The organism is Companilactobacillus halodurans (assembly GCF_009600985.1).
Lineage (GTDB): Bacteria > Bacillota > Bacilli > Lactobacillales > Lactobacillaceae > Companilactobacillus > Companilactobacillus halodurans.
In genome coordinates, this window is sequence record NZ_VDFP01000031.1 from 1 (window position 1) to 16,880 (window position 16,880).

Consider the following 16,880-nt stretch of genomic DNA (forward strand, 5'->3'; position numbering starts at 1 on the left):
CTTATCAAAGCATTCAAGAAGCGATAAGACATCATGACATAGATATACTTAGGGAAACCACCTACAGGTATAAAAGAAATGGAACCGCAATGGATACAGCCATTACAACGTTACGAAAAAATATAAATTATGTAAAAAACAGTTGCTTATTGCCATATTCCAACGGCCCTCTTGAGGGCACCATTGGAAAAATAAAGAAATTGAAAAGAAATTCTTATGGATTTAGAAATCTTGACCATTTTATTAAGAGAATAAGATTGATTTGCGCATAAAAAAAGTACCCTCAATGAGGGTACTTAATAAGCTCAAAAATCATTCATCAATACGATTTGACAAAGAGCCAGATTTTTTAGTTAACTTTTCGATATCCATAACAGAAGTAAACAATTATTCCAATCAAGAACCACGCAATAAAGGCAATCCATGAATTGATGCTTACTTGCGTCATTAAAAGAACGCACAACACAACTGAGATGATTGGCAACCAAGGATAAAAGGGAACTTTGAAGTCACTTTTAGGGACATCAGAACGATGTCTCAACTTGATTATTCCAAGAGCGACGAAAGTAAAGGATACTAAGGTCCCAATGTTGACCAAACTCGTTAGCTCATTCAAAGATACGAAACCACCTAGCAAAATAGCCAAAATGGTAATCGTATTTAAGGCTAAGATAGGCGTTTTAGCTTTTGAATCGATTTTTCCAAAATTATTTGGAATCATGCCATCGCGACCGAGAGCATAAATCAAGCGTGACCCGCCATAAACGGTGTTCAGCATCATCGTAAACATCCCAGCTAAGGCTCCGACTGTAATTAAGAAGGCCACTTTGCCTAGTTTTACGAAGTTCAAAGCGTAAACGACTGGATCAGCGTAATTCAAATCCTTATAGTTGACCATTCCTGTCAAAACAGCTGACAAAATCACGTATAAAATCGCACATACGGCTAAAGAAACCATGATACTGATAGGAATATTTTTTTGCGGATCTTTGACTTCTGGTGCTGACGACGGAATGACATCAAATCCTAAATAGGCAAAGAAAACTAAAGCCGCTCCCTTGACGACGCCAAGGCCACCATGAGGAAAGTAGGGATGATAGTTTCCTGGCTTGATGTAAAAAAGTCCGATGACGATAAAAGTTAAAATAACAGCAATCTTAACGAAAACCATGACTGTATTCATTCGTGCCGAAGCTTGAATGCCGCGACGCAGCAATAGATAAATCAAAATTAAGACAATTATCGCTGGCAAGTTAATGAACGTACCTTTACTAGGATCAAAGGGTCCAACTAAAGCTTTGGGCAAAACGACGCCAAAACTATTGAAAAGACTGACGAAGTAGGCTGAAAAACCAGACGAAACAGCTGAGACGCCTAAGGTGTATTCCAAACACAAAGCCCAGCCAATCAACCAACCAGGAAATTGGCCAAAAATGATGCTTCCGTATGAATATGTACTACCGGCAACCGGAAAAGTTGAAGATAATTCCGCAAAACACATCGCCGTTAAGATGCAAACGATAGCCGCCAGAATAAAAGAGATCGTGATACTGGGGCCAGTTGTCCCATAAGCGACGATACCCGGTAGAATAAAAATACCGGTACCAATAATGGCACCGATTCCCATGGAAATGAGATTTCCACGCGTTAGGATCTTCTCGAATTGAGCATCACCTGCGGCAAATTCTTTAAAATCTGCCTTTTTAAATAATTTTTCTTTCATAATTTACCACCTAAACACAACTTGTCTAGGTTACTGGTTCACTAAGTATCTTGTCAATATCTCAGGGTAAATTACGTTAAATGCTTTCGATAATATTAACGAAATCTTTCAAAGTATGTGACCATTGGATAGTCTTTAAATACTTTTGCGCATTAGTATTGTTATCTTTCAAGTAGCTGACATCATTTTGAACAGTCATGAAGAGGTTAGCTAATGCATTTTCGTCAAAGTTGAGTGAAAAACTGCAATCCTTAGGAATGAAGTACTTGCCGGTGCCTTCCTTGAAGTCGATAAACGGCAAACCAGTGCTCATCATTTCAAAGGGTACAAGTGAAAAGTTGGTCATCGAAGGAGCAATACCGAAATCACACTTGTCATATAGGTCTCTCATTTGTTGTTTGGTGAGTTTACCTAAGTTTTCACCATTGATGAATTTCTTATCCTTGTCTGAACCGAAGTAGTGGATATTTAATCTCACGCCATCGCGTTCTTCCAAGATTTTCTTGGTATTCATTAAAACCAATTGAATATTGATTGGTGCTCGACGAGGGCTGACCCATTTAGTATAAACAGCTAAATCAAAAGTCTTTTTGCCTGCGTAAGCATCGAAATCTCTAGTTTGATAAGGATAGCTTTCCAAATCAACAGGGAAAGTAATCTGATCAATCTTGCTGTGACCTGAACAGTTGTCTTGAACCATCTTGGCACACCATGGTCCGAGTGAAATCATGTGTAACCCTAACTCGTAAGATTTCTTGGCCATTTGATAACGGTCACCGAAGGGATAAAAATAAGGCTCGTAATCTTGAACGAAGTACATCTTGTAACCCGGTTTGTTCTTAATTACGTAAGCTGATTCCCAAAGAGTTGCAAACCAAATATCAGATTTGTGAGTATCAAGTACATCCATACTCAAGCAAGTCCCTTGATAGTTGTGATAGTTTGCCTCAGCGTTTGCTTCCATTTCTTCGGTAGTTTGTGGAACATAGCTTAGATAGTAAACGTCATATCCTTTTTTACTCAATAACGTTCCTAAGTGAAGCATCGTTGTTTGTCCACCGTCATACTCAATGATACCGGTCGTTACAAAGGTAATAGACTTATAAACGTCTTTTTTATCTTGAACTGCTGGTTGGTCATTGAAGTATTTTAGAATCGAATCGTAATCGTGAATATCTCCATTGCTGACATCTTGTATCTTATGTTCTTGTTTTTGCAAATAACCGCCTTCCAATCTTTTTTTTAGGTTACATAATATATTGTACCCCAAAAAAAGACCATCAAAGTGGAAATCCACTTTGATGGCTAGATGTTGTAAATTAATTTGTCTTATTTGAGTTTTGAAGCAGCATCATCATCAAGAATGATTGTTACATCAGGGTGATTTTGCAAAGCACTTGCTGGGCAATCTTCGGTAACAGGACCGTCAACGGTTGCGGCAATTGCATCGGCTTTGTTCTTGCCATAAGCTACAAGAATGATTTTCTTAGCTTTCATGATTGAGCCGATACCCATTGAGTAGGCAAAACGAGGAACGTCTTTTTCATCATCGAAGAAACGTGTGTTAGCTTCGATTGTTGATTCAGTTAAACCAACTTTTCTAGTTGTGCCATCGAATGGTGAGCCTGGTTCGTTAAAACCGATGTGACCATTTCTACCGATACCGAGAATTTGGAGATCAATAGGATTATCTTCGATAATCTTATCGTAAGCTTTAGTAGCAGCTTCTGCGTCAGGATTTGAACCATCAGGAACATATGAGTTCTTGAAAGGTTTCTTATTAAAGAGATGTTCTTTCATGAAGTAGTGGTAACTTTGTTCGTTATCAGGTTGTAAGCCAACATATTCATCCAAGTTAACGGAAGTAATGTTTGAAAAATCAATGTCGCTACTTGTCATTTCATTGTAAAGCGTGATTGGGCTACTACCAGTTGCTAAGCCAAGCACCTTAGCTCCGTTTTCAATATCATTTTTAACGATTTCGAAAGCTTCTTTACCGCCCATTTGTTGATCTTTAACTTTAATTATATTCATTTTATAATCTCCCATCTCTATCTTTCTGGTCTAGTCCAATCTAATGCATTTTCACTAGATTGTCAATAAAATAAAACCGATAAGTAAAAAATATTTTAAAAATCGCCAGAATCAATGCAAAATCTTCATAAGTTAGGTATATTTTTTAATAAGAGAGAAAAACTAAAGAGGCAGAATAAATTTGGAAAAAATATTATCTACGTCCGAGGGCAGTGTAAATACTAATTTGGTTAAATCCCAAAAGGGCAAAGGCGTTATCGTCCTAATTCCAGGGATTAACGGATCGATTGAGTATTTTAATGAAATAATCCCCTATTTAAAAGACAAATATACCGTCGTTGCACTTGATTTATTAGGGCAAGGCAAGTCGACTGGAGCAAAAAATGATCACTACACGATTGATGCACAAGCTTGGAATATGCTTGAAGCAATCGCCAGAATGAAGATAACTGACCAATTGGTTATTTTTGGATACGGAGTCGGTGGACTAGTTGCCTTAAACATGGCAGAATTGCGTGGATTCACGATTTCTAAGTTAATCTTGTTGAACACACCAGCTAATGATAAGTACGCTGATATGGACGCACATTCATCCGTAGCAAGTATTCCATTGTTAGGAAAGCTCGCAAAATCTCCGGTGAAAGCAGGGATGTTCTTTGATAAGAACTTTGATAAGACGACCTTGAAGAATCCTAAAGTAGTCGATGAAGCCGCCAACGCAGTAGAACATAAAGCAGCTAAAAAACTACAAAAGATGTCGACTGCTTACTTGGAAGAAAAAGCTCTAAATAAGAGACTTCGTGCAGTCAAAATTCCGACCCTTGCGTTATTTGGTGACGGAGATCAAGTTTTGACCGAAAATGGGATCAAAGATGCCAAAGCATCAATTGGTCGTGTTCCTGACTTACAAATCGAAGACATCAAAGGTGCCGGACATTTAGCTATGTTGGAAAAACCAGAAGAAGTTGCTCAAAAAATCATCAAATTCGATGAGACAACAGTTAAAAAAGAGGATAACAAAGATTAATTTTTTATCTTTAAAGCAACTGTATGATAGTTTAAAAAAAGTCTATCAGAAGATACATTTTGAACTATATCGAAGGGATGAAAAAATGACCTAGTACTCGTCAATTGGACGATTGCTAGGTCATTTTTGTTAGTTGCTTAATTTAACCGGTTTGATTAAGTCTTTGTGTTTTTGGGAACTGGCAACAGGGACATATTTCTTGCCATCTTTATAGACGAATTGGATGACATCGTAATTATTAGCTAACTTCTTAGCCTGAGTGGAAACAATATTTTGAATCGAGTGAATATAAACTTTTTGATCATCAGACGCTTGATTGTTTTGAACCGCTTCATAGGAAGCTTTTAAATACTTCTGAGTTTGCGGATCAGTCAGCTTAATAATGATGACAGTATGGGGCTTGTTGCTAGTCTGGTCATTGATGTTATGTTCCTCTTTGATTTGCACCACGCGACCATTTTGGTTGAACTTCTTATTGATATTTTTCTTAATAGCACTGTAATTAGCCTTAGGTTGAGTTTGTGCAGTATTTGTCACTGATTGATTGATACTTGGCATTTTCCAAGTGAAATAAGTCAATACAGCCGCAAAAATGACAACGACAATCAGTGCTATCGTGAGAAATACTTTATTGATTGGTCCACGTCTATTTTTATGCATATTAAAGCCCCTATTTCTTTAATATTTAGGGTGATTATAACATATGTTTTTTAGTGGGGATTTGGTTATTAAGTAATTGAGATGGCTTACTTCTAAAATGTCTATAATTATTGATAGTTTATAATAATAAAATGCAAAAATATTGACGTAGACAAAGTTTCCTTAATAATAAAAATGTATACAAAAAATAGGCAGAAAGCAGGAGATTATTATGTCTTCACATCAAGCGTTATTGATTATCGATTACACCAACGATTTCGTTGCTAAAGATGGGGTCTTGAATTGCGGCGAACCGGGACGTAAGATTGCACCAAATATTTTGAAGTTAGCAAAAGAGATGTATCAAAACGATGATTGGATTTGGTTGCCAACGGATGTTCACAAGCCAAATGATCCATATCATCCGGAAACCAAGCTTTTCCCACCTCATAATGTTATAGATTCTTGGGGTAGAGAATTGTATGGCGATTTAAAGAATTGGTTTGAAGAACATGATGATAAAGAACAAGTTAAGTTGTTCGATAAGACTCGTTATAGCGCCTTTGCGGGGACTGATTTAGACCTTCGTTTGCGGGAAAGACAGATTGACACTTTGCATTTAGTGGGTGTTTGTACGGATATTTGTGTCTTGCATACGGCGGTCGATGCTTACAATTTGAATTATAAGATTGTGGTTCATGAGGATTGCGTGGCTTCGTTTAATCAGGCTGGACATGATTGGGCTTTGGGACATTTTAAGGATAGTTTGGGTGCTGAGGTTGTTTAGATTTTTTTGATTGTAACGATGGTAAAACGGTGAGTAATACATAAAAAAGAGATGATGATATTTTTAATAACCATCGTCTCTTTTTTTTATTTGCTAAGTATGCTGAAACGAGCTGCGCAAGGGCAACCCATTCCGGTTAAGCCTATTTCCCATCTCGTCTGCTCCGCAGCCAAGCTGTGAAATTGTCTTAATCCTCGTGGGCTGGGCGCCCTTGCTCGCTCTCTGTATTTTTGATCTTAGCTTCTGTCAAATACTGATCTTGCCTAATTCCTAAGAACAATGGAACTTTTTCTTCTACAACATCGCTAAATTCCAAGCCGTACCATAGTGCTGGTGGGATTGTGATGTCTTGTAATAGGATTCTTCCTCCTATCAATAATCTGTCCAAGCCACTCATGAAGTCTTGGGCTCCTAGGTCTTGGAATTGCTGGTTTTGGATGATGAATTTGAAGGATCCGACGCGGCGTTTTGGTACCATTGAGTAATTAGGTGTTTGGTCGTCGATGATTTTTTTGTCCAATAGAGCGTTGATGATTTGGCGGATGTAAATGTTGACGTGTTGAGATTTTTTAAAGCCTAAATTCAAATTTACTTTGATAACGTTTCTGGTATGCATCATGTCAACTGTGTAGTTGCATTCATATGGAGCGCTGGTTTGGTTAACGGTGATGAACCAATAGACTTTGGCTCGTTTAGGTTGTTGGTCAAGGATGGAATAGATGATTGAACGTTTAATTGAGTAATCGTCGCCTAACTTGGTCATGTAGACTAAATTAGTTGAATAAGTTGGAATGGATTGATCTTTACTCAGCTTTTCTAATTGTGGGATAAAGTCGAGTAAAGAGACATTTTCGCTTTCGGCCATATGAGCATCGCGACGCTTGTTTCCAAAGTACCAAATAACCATCACACTAAGGATTATTAGAGTGATTATAACAGTGACATAACCACCATGAATGAATTTAACTAGGCTGGAAAGTAAGAATAAACTTTCATGAGCAAAAATTGGTGCAGCAATAAAGTTGTCATTAACATTGTCATCGTGATTGCTAAGCCATAGGCTGCCTCCATGTGTTCTGAAGTCCCAAAGCCCCAAACGATGCCGATTGTGACTATACAAAGCATCCAGTTGACTGATTCGATATAGAGCTGACTTTGAACTTTGCCAGGGAATTTAACTTTCAAAAGCGGCAAAATCTTCAAACCGATAGCTTCTTGAACTAATGTAAATGAGCCCGTGATGAGGGCTTGAGAAGCAATGATGGCTGCTAATGTAGCAATGATTATGGCAAAAATTTTAAAATTATCCGGTAACATTTCATAAAAAGGATTGATGCCAGAGATGTTCTTGAACTGATTATTAGTAGAGTTAGCAATCACCCAAGCAGCTTGTCCTAAGTAGTTGAGCATCAGCATCGAACATACAAAAGGCCAAGTAGCGTAAATATTTCGTTTGCCGACTTGCCCCATATCAGAATAAAGTGCTTCAGCCCCAGTAGTAGCCAAAAAGACGCTCCCTAATATAAAAATACCGACTTTGTTAACAGGACTAAAGAGGACTTTGATTGCGTAAACTGGTGAAAGAGCGCTTAAAACGCCAAAATCGCTAAAAAGATTGAGCAAGCCTGCCAGACCGATAAAGCTAAACCAGATTAACATGATGGGACCAAAAGAACGGCCAATTTTATCAGTGCCAAATTTTTGGATGATAAAAATGGTCAATAAAATCACCGTTACAATAATTAAAACGGTCGATTGTTGATTAGAAAAGGTTAAGTTGCCAAAATGTTGACCTTTGACGCCTTCCATCGCTGAAGTTACCGTTACGGCCGGGGTCAAGGTTCCATCAGCTAAGAGGGCGGAACCACCGATCAAAGCGGGAATAATCAGCCATTTTCCTTGTGGTTTGACTAAGGCGTAAAGAGCGAAGATGCCACCTTCATTATTGTTGTCAGCTTTCATGGCAATCAAAACGTATTTGATAGTGGTAATCAGCATTAAAGTCCAAAAAATCAAAGAAACGCTGCCGAGAATATATTCTGGCTTAACATCAGCCATAGTTCCGGCATCGCTAATAATTGCGTTCATAACATAAAGAGGTGAAGTTCCAATATCGCCATAGACGATGCCGAGTGTTATCAGCATGCCGATAGCGGATAAAGTTGATTTTTTCTTTTCCATGATAACCTCCCCAAGATTGAAGAATCTGGAAACAAGCTATTTTTATATCGCCCATTATAGTGTTTTAATATGTTTTTAAAAATAATTATGAACCGAGTAATTCAAATTGGTATACATAAAATAAAAAATATAATACAATGCTGAAAATGAAGAGGGAACTTCAGACGAAAAGAATGTGATTGTTATGAATGCTCTGTTTATGATTCTTTCAGCGATACTGGTCTTTATCATGGTCCCAGGCATTGCCATATTCTACAGTGGCTTCGTTCCAAAGCGCGACGTGACAAGGATTTTGTTTGATAGCTTTTTGATGTTTGGAATAGCAGGTTTATTGTGGATCATTATTGGATTTTCAGCGTCATTTGAAGGCAATAACTTTGGACTGATTGGAAATTTCCACCATCTATTTTTATCAGGTGTAGACTTATCGTCTAATTATGGCAATACTGGTTTGCCAACAGCCGTTTATCTACTTTTTCAAATGATGTTTGCGATTTTAACGCCAGCTCTATTTTTAGGCGCCGTTGCTAGTCGAACGCGAATCAGGTTCGTCATTTGGTTTGTAATCTTATGGTCGTTGTTGATTTATTATCCATTAGCGCATATTGTCTGGTCGCCCAATGGTTTCTTGATGCAGCTGGGTGTATTAGATTTTGCTGGTGGGACAGTTATTCATATCGACGCCGGCTTAACAGCTTTGATTTTAGCCGTTATGTTGCGCAAGCCTTATCAATACAATCACGAAGAAGTTACTGGAAATTCGCTTTGGATTTTACTAGGAACAATCCTTTTATGGGTCGGCTGGTACGGATTCAATGCTGGCAGTGCTTTGAAACTTAATTTTCAAGCAGTTAATGCCTTTTTTACAACGACGATTGCTGCTTGTTCAGGACTAGTCACTTGGATGATTCTCGAAGAAAAATTCAAATCTCAAGTCAGTTTGACAGGTATTTGTACCGGCAGTATCTGCGGTTTAGTTGGAATCACTCCTGGAACTGGGTATGTAACAATCTTTGGAGCGTTTCTAATTGGCATAATCTCAACTATCGGTAGTTTCTATTTTATGAATTACTTAAAGTATCAATGGCATTTAAATGATTATCTGGATATTTTCGGATGTCACGGTGTTAGTGGGATAATTGGTTCAATTTGCGTTGGGCTGTTTGCAACGAATTCAGTTAACAAAGATGTCGTCAATAATGGTTTTTTCTATGGAGGCGGGATAAAATTATTATCCGTGCAACTATTTGGGGTATTGTTTACAAGTCTCTTTGTCGGAATAATGGGCGTTGTCGTCGTCTTTGGTTTAAAGAAATTATTTAAAAATAATATTGGTATTGAAAAAACACTGGAATTAGTCTGATTCCAGTGTTTTTTTAGTTGCGTCTGTTAGGGTGTCTCGTATTGCGGTCTCTTTCGTGTTGATTATTGGCTTTAAGTGGTTGAATTTCATTTTCTATTTCGCTAAGGACTTCAATTTGCATCTTTTGAATATCGAGGATATGAGGCCATTGCACTTCATTCAATTGGTCGAGCTTCTTGTGAAGAATCCTGATTTCCATTTCCGACTTAGTGTTGGTCTTGTAATCATTTTCGGAATCGAAGCGGTCACGGTCAGCTTGTCTGTTTTGACTCATCATGATAATTGGTGCTTGAATAGCAGCCACGCAACTCAAGAATAAGTTCAATAAAATAAAAGGATAGGGGTCAAAATTAATTCCAAATAAATGGACGATGTTGATAGCCATCCAAATGACTAAAATAACAGTGAAGACGATAATAAAGCCCCAGCTACCGCCAAATTTGGCAACTGCATCGGCCATTCTTTGGCCTTTAGTTCGTTTGCCGTAGACGGTGTCATTAATATTCTTGATGACATAAGTGTCTTTAGCTAATTCTTTTTTTAATTCGTCGCTCATTTGGTGATCGATGTTGAGATCTTGGTCGATGATACCCTGCATTTTTGAAATACGCAGTTTTTGCATATCCTTTAAACAGATAAATGACGACTCCCTGGCGTCATTATTCACCTTTAAAACCTGTTCTTTTAGAAGGTCGCTTAAGTCACGTAAGAAGAGTCCTTCCATAATTGTGAAACGATTGCCGCAAACTACACAAATTTGATTTTTTTTAATTGCCATGATTTCACGCCCTTTAAGTTATTCATCACAAGTATAAGTTTGGACAAAAATTAAAGCAAAACTGGGAACTAATAAAAATAAAAATTTTATTTTTGATTAATTTGATTATAATATGGTATTAGTAATCGGTTTCATCGTGTGAACAGAAATGAAGGAAAGCATATGAGAAGGATAGAAACAATTGCTAGTGAAATTTCAAATTTATTCAATAATTTAACTAAAGAAACATTGATTGAAAATGGTGGTATTTCAGCTTCCACCTTAGCTGACAAATTGGGACTAAGTCGTTCAAATGTCAGTGCCGACCTTAATAAATTATTTAGACAGGGTGAGCTAGTTAAGGTCAAATCTTATCCAGTTTGTTATATTCCAGTAGATTCAATAAAGAAACTTTTTAATGTGTCGCAATTGCCAACACAAGAATTCAGTAATATTGAAGAATTAAAAGACCTTTCGGAAAATAAACCTCAAGAGAAAATTAAAGAAACACATGATCCTTTTGAAGAAATAATTGGATATGATGGCAGCCTAAAAAAGCCTATTTCTCAGGCTAAGGCTGCCGTATTTTATCCTCCACATGGTTTGCATATGTTGTTGTTAGGACCTACTGGTTCTGGTAAAACGTATTTTGCTAATAAAATTTATCAATATGCGGTTTATGAACATTTGTTGTCAGCAGATGCACCATTTAAAAGTTTTAATTGCGCTGATTATTATCAGAATCCGCAATTATTGTTATCGCAACTATTTGGTTATTGTAAAGGGGTCTTTACTGGTGCTGATGAAGATCACAAAGGTTTAGTTGAAGAAGCTGATGGCGGCATTCTTTTACTTGATGAAGTTCATCGGTTAACTCCCGAAGGACAAGAAATGCTCTTTTATTTGATTGATAATGGGATGTTCAGTCGTCTAGGCGATAATGGTACTAAGAGAAAAGCTAATGTTTTAATTATCTGTGCCACAACTGAGAACCCAAGCTCTACAATGCTTGATACTTTTTTGAGACGGATTCCAATGACGATTCAGATACCATCGTTAAAAGACCGTGGGATGAAAGAAAAAGTAGAATTAATCAAATATTTGATGTTACAAGAATCTAAAAGAGTTAAAAAATCTTTCAGAGTGGATATGGACGTTATCAATGCCTTGATTCATTCGGTCAATTACGGCAATGTCGGTCAGTTGAAGTCACAAATTCAGTTGACCTGTGCTCAAGCCTTTTTAAATAATCTTTACAATAAAACTGAAATTAGGATTGCTATTAAGGATTTGCCAGAAGAAATACGAGATGATTGGTTATCCAGCAGTCAAAATATTCAAAGATCCAAAGAAATATCGAAGTATGTCGACATTGTAACGGTGATTTCCCCAGGAGTGAGCCAATCAGATGAATTAGATGAGTATGATGATTCTAATATTTATAATTTGATTGAAGAAAAATATAATTACCTAAAGAAAAAAGGTATGAAAAGTGATCAGATTTATAAATACGTTTTGAATGATTTGCATCTGCATGTGAATAAATTTATTTCTAAAAATAGCGTTAATTATCATCTTTTAAAATTCATTGATCCCAAAGTCTATGATTTGACAGTTCAATTGAAAAAAATTGGCGAGAAAGAATTAAAAGTAAAATTTGACCGTAGATTTTTGTATTATGTTGGGATGCATATTGATTCGTATTACAAACGTGATAAACAAGAAAGCAATGTTGAGAATATCAATATTGAAGATGTTAAGAATAATTTTTCTAGCGAATATCATGTTGCCCAAATATTTGCGGAACAAATAAATAAAAAGCTCAACATTGATTTGCCAGAAATGGAAATCATTTACCTGACAATGTTGATTAATTCGATTGAAAAATTCGATGATAAAAAGACTGTTAGCGTTTTGGTCGCAGCTCATGGAAATTCAACTGCAACTTCAATGGTCGCAGTTTCAAAAGAATTATTAGGGACAGCGCCAATTTACTCGCTTGATATGCCATTGAATATTTCACCAGAAGAATTATTCGATAGTTTAGTTGAAAAAATTAAAACAATCGATAATGGCAAAGGCGTTTTGATGTTAGTTGATATGGGTTCTTTGAATATGATGGAAAATAAGCTGATGAAAAAAACTGGCATCAAGTTAAAAACTATCCCTAATGTCACGACCAGTATCGTTCTAGATACAGTTCGGAAAATTAATTATATGAATTTAGATTTAAACGGTATTTATGAATCAGTTTCCAAAGACTTTTCCGATTCGTATAAACTTGCAACCAGTGGTAAAACAAAAGTCATTTTGTCCATTTGCACTACTGGCGAAGGGACTGCCAAAAAGATTGAACAATTTTTAAATGATATAATAATTCACTATTCTGACGACAATGTGAAAGTTATTCGGGCTTCCGCATTACATTTAAAAGATTCAGTTGCCAAAGTAGATAAGAATTATCAAATTATTGCAAGCGTTGGGACTAAAGATCCTAAGTTAAACGTTCCTTTTGTTTCTTTGGAAGAATTAGTTTCTGGTCATGGAGAAGATGAATTGAAACGGGTCTTAGGAGTAAAAGTTAATAGCAAGAGGACTAATTCTAATAAGATGGTCATCAGCGATATTTGCTTAGATACGCTTAATAAATATCTCTTGTATTTGAATCCAACGCGGATTATTAAGATGCTAATGGATTGGATTAAAGAATTACAAATTCAGATGGGAAAGAATTTTAACAATTCAACGATTGTTAAATTAGTCGTTCACACAGCATTCTCATTTGAAAGATGCGTCAGTAAAAATCCTATTCATTATGATGATGAAGTCTCTAAAGAAGTAGCGAGTTTCTTGCCATTGTTGAATCAAACGATTAACCCGATGGAAAATAAGCTAGACTTACATTTAGATAAAGATGAGAAACTGTTTATTTGCGAAATATTAAACAGTGTATAAACAGTGTATTAAAAGCAACTCATGAGTGTATAAAAAGTGTTTCACTCTGAGCTGCTTTTATTTTTTTTGACTTTTTTAAGTCGCGTGATAGCAACCTTTGAGAAATTGATACACTTTTTGGCACCGATATTGCTTATATAAAGGTGAAAGGGGAAAAGGAAATGACAAAGATTGTAATTAGTGGACATGGGAAATTTTCGTTAGGTATGTTGAGTGCCTGTGAAATGATATTTGGTAAGACTGAAGATATTTCAGCAATTCCATTTATTCAAGGCGATACCATTGACGACTTGAAAAGTAAGTATAAAGAAGCCATGAACGATGACGATGAAGAATATTTATTTTTAATCGATTTGTTCAGTGGAACTCCTTATAACGCTATCGCTCAACTTATCATGGATAAAGATAATGTTGACATGGTGACAGGAACTAATTTGCCACTCGTGTTAGAAGCTGTTTCTAAAAGCAACGAAAAATTAGATTCCATTGTTAAAGATTTAAGAGATTGTTCTAAAGACAGTATCAAAATCTTTTCAGAAGAAAAAAATAAAACCGATATAGAAGAAACTGATGAAGATATTTCATTGTAGAAAGGAAGATAAAAATGGCAATTAAATTTGTAAGAATTGATGATAGATTGGTGCACGGACAGGTCGTGACTACTTGGGTCAAGAAAAATGATATTGAACAAATTATTATCGTAAACGATAAAGTTACTGAAAATAAAGTTCAAGAATCTGTTTTGAAAATGACTGCACCTTCTGGTGTAAGAATCGTTATCTTTGGAGTTGAAAAATTCATTCGAGTTTATAAGAAGAACCCAATCAAGAGAACAACGATGTTGATTTTTACAAATCCTAAGGATGTGTTCGAATGTGTCGACAACGGCGTAGAGATTCCTTACTTGAATGTTGGTCAAATGGGTAAAAATGATGAACGTGAAAAAGTAACAGCTGGTGTGGCCTTAGGAGATGAGGATAAGGATTACTTTAGAAAGATCATTGATGAAGGCATTGATGTTCAGATTCAAATGGTTCCAAACGACGGTATTACAGATATTAAAAAATTTCTTTGAGGGGATGACAAATTATGTTTGGTACAGCTATTTTACTGTCACTCATAACTGTTATTGCCACGGTTGATTATAACGGTCCATTGTTTCTCTTACACAGACCACTGATAACTGGTGCAATGGCTGGTTTGGTTATGGGTAACTTTACACAAGGTTTAATCATTGGTGCCACATTGGAATTGATGTGGTTAGGTGTTACAGGTATTGGTGGTTATACTCCACCAGATACTATTACAGGTGCCATTGTTGGTACAGCTTTTGGGATAATGTCAGGAAAAGGTGCAACAGCCGGAGTTGCTATTGCCGTACCTATTGCTGTCATTACTCAACAATTGGATGTTTTAGCTAAAACAGAAGATATCTATTTCCTAAATAAAGCTCAAAAAGATGCTGAAGTTGGGGAAATAAATCATATTGGTCTTTATCATTATTTGAGTTTGGCGACAATCGTTATTTTCAAAGTCGTTCCAGTCTTCTTAGCTGTCATGCTAGGTGGTAAATATGTTGCCGCATTGTTCGACAAGATTCCTAATGTCATTATGAACGGATTATCAGTCGCTGGTGGCATTTTACCTGCAATTGGTTTTGCGATGTTGTTAAATATGATGCTCAAGAAAGGTATGTGGGTCTTCTTACTAATTGGTTTCGTTTGTTCAGCCTTTGGTAATATGCCAACCGTTGGTATCGCCGTAGTTGGCGTTATCGTTGCTTACTTCTATGACATGATCAAATCAAAGAATGAACCTGCAGCAGAAACTGCAGAAGGTGGAGAAGAAACCCAAGACACCGAACAAGATTCAGATAAGTCTGATGACGATGAGGAGGATTACGACCTATGACAGATAAAGTTTCAAGTAAATCATCAAAAAATAAATTAGTTGGTAAAAAAGAATTAAACAAAGTCTTTGCCAGAAGTTTCTTTTATGGAGCTTCTTGGAATTATGAACGTATGCAAAACCTAGGATTCTTGTACACAATCCTACCTGTTTTGAAAAAGCTTTATGGAAAAAGTAAGACTGCCATGTCAAAAGCTATGAAGAGACACCTTGAATTCTTCAATACTCACCAATCAATGGCACCATTTATCTTAGGTGTTACCTCAGCTTTGGAAGAAGAAGATGGTAACGATCGTGCCGAAACGACAACTGGTATCAAAATTGGTTTGATGGGTCCTTTGTCAGGATTAGGCGACAGTCTTATCTGGTTGACTTTAGTTCCTATTTGTATGAGTTTAGGTGCTTCATACGGTAAAGTTGGTAATCCATTAGGTATTTTGATTTCTCTATTACTGTTTAATGCTATCAATATTCCATTGAAGTACTTTGGTTTAAAAGCTGGTTACACTGGTGGTTCACAATTGATTGAAAAGAGTTCCAGCAAAGGGACTTTGGACAGAATCACTAATATGGCCATTGCTTTAGGATTAGTTTTAGTTGGTGGATTAATTCCTCAAATGGTTACAGTAAAACTTGGACTTAAGTTCGTTCAAGGTGGATTGACAATTTCACTAAATAAAATTATTAACGATATTTTCCCAAAGATTATCCCTCTATTAGTAACGCTTGGAATTTACAAGTTGATTCACAAAGGGAAAAATCCAGTTATCTTGATTTTTGGAATCATGATTCTCTCAATTCTATTAGTTTGGATTCACGTTCTTGCTAAGTAAGGAGCTTTAATATGAAATTATGGTACAAACAAAGCGCCAACAATTGGAATGAAGCATTGCCTTTAGGGGATGGTCATCTAGGGGCAATGGTTTATGGCAACGTTAGAAATGAAATCGTTAGTTTGAATAATGAAGATATTTGGTATCGCGGACCTGCAGACCGAAACAATCCTGATTCAAGTAAATACCTCAATAAAGTCAGAAAATTGTTGATGAAACAAAAAGTCACTCAAGCTCAGGAATTGATGAAGCTATCAATGTTTGGGACCCCTAGAGATCAAAGCCATTATGAGTTTATGGGCGAATTGTTTATCGACCAAATCGATGTTGAAAATGATGAAGTAAAAGCATATCAACGTGATTTGAATTTAGATAAAGCCATCGCTTCTGTTCAATATCAAATTAATGATATTGAATATGAAAGAAGTTATTACATTAGCAAGAAATATCATGCCTTGGTCATTAAATATCAAAGTTCTAAGCCTAATAAATTGAATTTAAACCTCCAATTAGGTAGAGAAAAACGTTTTAGCGACCAAGTAAATAAAATTGGCGAATTTTATAATCAAGTTAGCCACTTTCAATAAAATTCCAAAATAAAAACACCAAGACGAAAAAATCAGGTATCATTGGAGTTCTCCACAAACAATGAAAGAGGTTTTTCGTCTTGATG

15 protein-coding genes and 1 pseudogene are annotated in these 16,880 nt (G+C 36.3%); 10 read left to right on the top strand and 6 right to left on the bottom strand.

Annotated features, from left to right (window positions below; genetic code table 11):
• Positions 1 to 272, top strand: a 272-nt coding sequence (locus tag FHL06_RS11250) for a transposase (RefSeq protein ID WP_162000203.1), incomplete at its 5' end; no start/stop codon positions are given.
• 77 nt (positions 273 to 349) lie between these two features.
• Here FHL06_RS11250 and FHL06_RS11255 read toward each other — a convergent pair.
• From FHL06_RS11255 to nagB, 3 genes are all read right to left on the bottom strand, one after another.
• Positions 350 to 1,723 carry an APC family permease gene (locus FHL06_RS11255; protein ID WP_153386620.1) on the bottom strand — a complete coding sequence of 458 codons (1,374 nt, stop codon included), beginning with the start codon at positions 1,721 to 1,723 and terminating at the stop codon, positions 350 to 352.
• 76 nt (positions 1,724 to 1,799) lie between these two features.
• Positions 1,800 to 2,942: a glycosyltransferase gene (locus FHL06_RS11260; protein ID WP_153386622.1), complete on the bottom strand. Its 1,143-nt coding sequence runs from the start codon at positions 2,940 to 2,942 to the stop codon at positions 1,800 to 1,802.
• Between the two features lie 110 nt (positions 2,943 to 3,052).
• Entirely contained in the window at positions 3,053 to 3,757 is a 705-nt protein-coding gene (nagB, locus tag FHL06_RS11265; protein ID WP_153386624.1) for a glucosamine-6-phosphate deaminase, read from the bottom strand.
• Between the two features lie 181 nt (positions 3,758 to 3,938).
• Between nagB and FHL06_RS11270 the strand changes: the two genes are divergently transcribed.
• Positions 3,939 to 4,784, top strand: a complete 846-nt coding sequence (locus tag FHL06_RS11270; protein ID WP_153386626.1) for an alpha/beta fold hydrolase — start codon at positions 3,939 to 3,941, stop codon at positions 4,782 to 4,784.
• Between the two features lie 129 nt (positions 4,785 to 4,913).
• On the opposite strand, the gene FHL06_RS11275 is transcribed toward FHL06_RS11270, so the two are convergent.
• Positions 4,914 to 5,444 (bottom strand): hypothetical protein, encoded by a 531-nt coding sequence (locus FHL06_RS11275; protein WP_153386628.1) that lies wholly within the window; start codon positions 5,442 to 5,444, stop codon positions 4,914 to 4,916.
• 211 nt (positions 5,445 to 5,655) lie between these two features.
• Here FHL06_RS11275 and FHL06_RS11280 point away from each other — a divergent pair, with 211 nt between their 5' ends.
• Entirely contained in the window at positions 5,656 to 6,210 is a 555-nt protein-coding gene (locus FHL06_RS11280) for a cysteine hydrolase family protein (RefSeq protein WP_153386630.1), read from the top strand.
• A gap of 187 nt (positions 6,211 to 6,397) precedes the next feature.
• Here the strand turns inward: FHL06_RS11280 and FHL06_RS11285 are convergent.
• Positions 6,398 to 8,391: pseudogene (locus FHL06_RS11285) on the bottom strand (KUP/HAK/KT family potassium transporter).
• Between the two features lie 184 nt (positions 8,392 to 8,575).
• On the opposite strand from FHL06_RS11285, the gene FHL06_RS11290 reads away from it, so the two are divergent.
• Entirely contained in the window at positions 8,576 to 9,754 is a 1,179-nt protein-coding gene (locus tag FHL06_RS11290) for an ammonium transporter (protein ID WP_153386632.1), read from the top strand.
• A gap of 13 nt (positions 9,755 to 9,767) precedes the next feature.
• Here the strand turns inward: FHL06_RS11290 and FHL06_RS11295 are convergent, their stop codons facing one another.
• On the bottom strand, positions 9,768 to 10,532 hold the full coding sequence (locus FHL06_RS11295) for a DUF1003 domain-containing protein (protein WP_153386633.1): 765 nt from the start codon (positions 10,530 to 10,532) through the stop codon (positions 9,768 to 9,770).
• A gap of 162 nt (positions 10,533 to 10,694) precedes the next feature.
• On the opposite strand from FHL06_RS11295, the gene FHL06_RS11300 reads away from it, so the two are divergent.
• The 6 genes from FHL06_RS11300 to FHL06_RS11325 all read left to right on the top strand — a co-directional run bounded on the left by FHL06_RS11300 (position 10,695) and on the right by FHL06_RS11325 (position 16,794).
• Positions 10,695 to 13,466, top strand: a complete 2,772-nt coding sequence (locus FHL06_RS11300; protein ID WP_153386635.1) for a sigma-54-dependent transcriptional regulator — start codon at positions 10,695 to 10,697, stop codon at positions 13,464 to 13,466.
• A 161-nt stretch (positions 13,467 to 13,627) separates the two neighbouring features.
• Positions 13,628 to 14,056 carry a PTS sugar transporter subunit IIA gene (locus FHL06_RS11305; protein ID WP_153386637.1) on the top strand — a complete coding sequence of 143 codons (429 nt, stop codon included), beginning with the start codon at positions 13,628 to 13,630 and terminating at the stop codon, positions 14,054 to 14,056.
• Positions 14,057 to 14,070: 14 nt separating this feature from the next.
• Positions 14,071 to 14,541 carry a PTS sugar transporter subunit IIB gene (locus FHL06_RS11310; protein ID WP_153386639.1) on the top strand — a complete coding sequence of 157 codons (471 nt, stop codon included), beginning with the start codon at positions 14,071 to 14,073 and terminating at the stop codon, positions 14,539 to 14,541.
• Between the two features lie 11 nt (positions 14,542 to 14,552).
• On the top strand, positions 14,553 to 15,377 hold the full coding sequence (locus tag FHL06_RS11315; protein WP_337692556.1) for a PTS mannose/fructose/sorbose/N-acetylgalactosamine transporter subunit IIC: 825 nt from the start codon (positions 14,553 to 14,555) through the stop codon (positions 15,375 to 15,377).
• A complete protein-coding gene (locus FHL06_RS11320; RefSeq protein ID WP_153386643.1) occupies positions 15,374 to 16,207 on the top strand; it encodes a PTS system mannose/fructose/sorbose family transporter subunit IID in 834 nt (277 codons plus the stop codon). The genes FHL06_RS11315 and FHL06_RS11320 overlap by 4 nt, the downstream gene beginning before the upstream one ends.
• Before the next feature lie 11 nt (positions 16,208 to 16,218).
• Complete coding sequence (locus tag FHL06_RS11325) at positions 16,219 to 16,794, top strand: glycoside hydrolase family 95 protein (protein ID WP_153386644.1); 576 nt, start codon at positions 16,219 to 16,221, stop codon at positions 16,792 to 16,794.
• The last annotated feature ends 86 nt before the right edge of the window (positions 16,795 to 16,880 follow it).

Coding starts and splice junctions, on each gene's coding strand:
- FHL06_RS11305 (WP_153386637.1), top strand. CDS start 13,628: ATGACAAAGATTGTAATTAGTGGACATGGGAAATTTTCGTTAGGTATG.
- FHL06_RS11255 (WP_153386620.1), bottom strand. CDS start 1,723: ATGAAAGAAAAATTATTTAAAAAGGCAGATTTTAAAGAATTTGCCGCA.
- FHL06_RS11300 (WP_153386635.1), top strand. CDS start 10,695: ATGAGAAGGATAGAAACAATTGCTAGTGAAATTTCAAATTTATTCAAT.
- FHL06_RS11310 (WP_153386639.1), top strand. CDS start 14,071: ATGGCAATTAAATTTGTAAGAATTGATGATAGATTGGTGCACGGACAG.
- nagB (WP_153386624.1), bottom strand. CDS start 3,757: ATGAATATAATTAAAGTTAAAGATCAACAAATGGGCGGTAAAGAAGCT.
- FHL06_RS11325 (WP_153386644.1), top strand. CDS start 16,219: ATGAAATTATGGTACAAACAAAGCGCCAACAATTGGAATGAAGCATTG.
- FHL06_RS11290 (WP_153386632.1), top strand. CDS start 8,576: ATGAATGCTCTGTTTATGATTCTTTCAGCGATACTGGTCTTTATCATG.
- FHL06_RS11280 (WP_153386630.1), top strand. CDS start 5,656: ATGTCTTCACATCAAGCGTTATTGATTATCGATTACACCAACGATTTC.
- FHL06_RS11275 (WP_153386628.1), bottom strand. CDS start 5,444: ATGCATAAAAATAGACGTGGACCAATCAATAAAGTATTTCTCACGATA.
- FHL06_RS11320 (WP_153386643.1), top strand. CDS start 15,374: ATGACAGATAAAGTTTCAAGTAAATCATCAAAAAATAAATTAGTTGGT.
- FHL06_RS11295 (WP_153386633.1), bottom strand. CDS start 10,532: ATGGCAATTAAAAAAAATCAAATTTGTGTAGTTTGCGGCAATCGTTTC.